Genomic DNA, 2,299 nt, shown 5'->3' on the forward strand with positions numbered 1-2,299 from the left:
TGTCAATCGGCACGCAACTTTGACCCCCTTTCGGCGCCCAATAATGACCCCGCTTGGTCAGCACGGGTAGCTGGCCCGATGCGGTGTAGCCTCCATACAGCGCAACCGGATCGGGCCAGCGGCGTCTCGGTCATTCCCGCGTCTTGAAGCGCCAGCTCTCGTTGCCGGTCTCGACGATGTCACAGTGATGGGTCAGTCGGTCGAGGAGCGCCGTTGTCATCTTCGCGTCTCCGAAGACGGTCGGCCATTCGCCGAAGTCGAGGTTCGTCGTCACGATGATCGAGGTGCGTTCGTAAAGGCGACTGATGAGGTGGAACAGGAGCTGGCCACCCGTCTGGGCGAACGGCAGATATCCCAACTCGTCGAGGATCAGGAAGTCGAGGCGGCACAGGAGATCCGCAGTGCGTCCCTGTCGGTCGGCGCGGGCTTCGGCGTCCAGCTTGTTCACCAGGTCCACGACGTTGAAGAAGCGGCCGCGCTTGCCACGGCGGATGCAGGCCCGGGCGATGCTGACGGCAAGGTGGGATTTGCCGGTCCCGGTGCCGCCGATGAGGACGACGTTACGCTGATGCTCGAGGAACTCTCCGGAGGCCAGATCGCGCACCAGCGTTTCGTTTACGGGCGTGTCTTCGAAGCTGAACTCGTCGACTTCCTTGGCCAAGGGCAGCTTGGCGATGGTCATCTGGTATTTGATCGAGCGAGCTTGTTTCTCGCTGATCTCGGCGTTCAGCAGGTCGCCCACGATTTGCTGCGGTTCGTGCTGTCGCTTCACCGCCGTGGCGATGATCTCATCGTAGGCGGCCTTCATGCCGTAGAGCTTCAACTGGCCCATCGCGTCCAGCACCTGTGATCTTTCCATGGCGGGGTCTCCTGAGGCTGTCGTAGCGTTTGCAGTCGGCCACGGGCTCGCAGGTCAGGCGCAACGCGTCCGGCGTGGCGATGGTCAACGGAGGTGGTGGCTCGCGATGTCGGGCCAGGATGTTCAGAACGACCGATGCCGCCGGGGCGCCTTCGGTCAGGGCCTCGACGCAGGCAGCCTCGACGGCTTCCAGTCCATCCGTTGGGATCATGCTCAGGATCTGGACCATCTGACGGTCACCGTTCGGCACGCGCCCCAGCTTACGCTGGACGCGTCGTATCGCCGGCGGCAGTTCCCATTCCTTGAAGGGAGCGCCGTTTCGAAGGGCGCCGGGCTTGCGGGCCAGCACCGGGATGTAGTGCAGCGGGTCATAGATGGCCTTGTCGCGCCCGAAGGCGCGGTCGTGCCGGCCGACGATCTTGCCGTCCTGCCAGACCTCGACCCGCTCGGCATAGGCGCGGATCTCGACCGGACGGCCGACGGCGCGACCATCGACCGAGTAGCGGTTCTTGTCGAACCTAACGAGGCAGGTCTTGGACACCGAGGCCGGCACGGCATGGAATCCGTCGAAAGGGCCGACGTAGGGCACCAGGCTCGCCCGCTCATCCTGGAACACGTCCCAGATTGTCCGATCACGCAATTCCTGGTGCGGATGGGCCTTGGCCCAGGCAATACAGCGATCCTGAAGCCAGGCGTTGAGTTCCGCGTAGCTCTTGAAGCGCGGCCGCGGCACGAAGAACCGCCGCCGGACAACGCCAACCTGGTTCTCTACTTGTCCCTTCTCCCAGCCGGACGCGGGGGTGCAGGCGACGGGATCGACAAGGTAGTGTCCGCACATCTGCTGGAACCGGCGATTATACGCGCGGTCGCGGCCGACGAAGATCGTGTCCACCGCCGTCTTCATGTTGTCGTAGATCCCACGCGCACAGGCGCCGCCGAAGAAGGCAAAGGCCTTGTCATGGGCATCGAACACCATTTCCTGCGTCTCTCGCGGGTAGGCCCGGACGAACAGCATCCGGCTATGACAAAGCCGGACGTGAGCCACCTTCACCGTGGTGGTCACGCCGTCGATCAGAACGACCTCGTGACTCCAGTCGAACTGGTAGGCTTCACCCGGATCGAAGCTCAGTGGCACATAGGCGGCGGCTGACGCTTCCTGCTCCGCCTGCGACCACGAAGCCGCATAGCGTCGGACCGCGTCGTAGCCGCCGTCATATCCGAGGGCCCTGAGCTCTTCGAAAATCCGGATGCGGGTCAGCCGCTCGCGCTTCGGCTTGCGCGCATTCGCCGCCAGCATCTCGTCGAGCTTGCCTTTCCAGGGACCGATCTTCGGCTGCGGTTGGACGGTTCGCTCGTAAGTCATCTCCGTTGCGCCGGACCGGATCACCTTCCGAACCGTGTTCCGCGATACCCGCAGCTCTCGGCAGATATGCTTGATCG

At 63.8% G+C, this 2,299-nt stretch carries 2 protein-coding genes; both read right to left on the bottom strand.

The window, feature by feature from the left end; genetic code table 11:
- Positions 1–130: 130 nt before the first annotated feature.
- A complete protein-coding gene (gene istB, locus QPR87_RS23400) occupies positions 131–859 on the bottom strand; it encodes an IS21-like element ISPkr1 family helper ATPase IstB (RefSeq protein WP_024843951.1) in 729 nt (242 codons plus the stop codon).
- Positions 789–2,297, bottom strand: a complete 1,509-nt coding sequence (istA, locus tag QPR87_RS23405) for an IS21 family transposase (protein WP_285051551.1) — start codon at positions 2,295–2,297, stop codon at positions 789–791. Before istA ends, istB begins: the two co-directional genes overlap by 71 nt.
- Positions 2,298–2,299 lie beyond the last annotated feature (2 nt).

The sequence above is a fragment of the Paracoccus sp. SSJ genome (genome assembly GCF_030234105.1).
Lineage (GTDB): Bacteria > Pseudomonadota > Alphaproteobacteria > Rhodobacterales > Rhodobacteraceae > Paracoccus > Paracoccus denitrificans.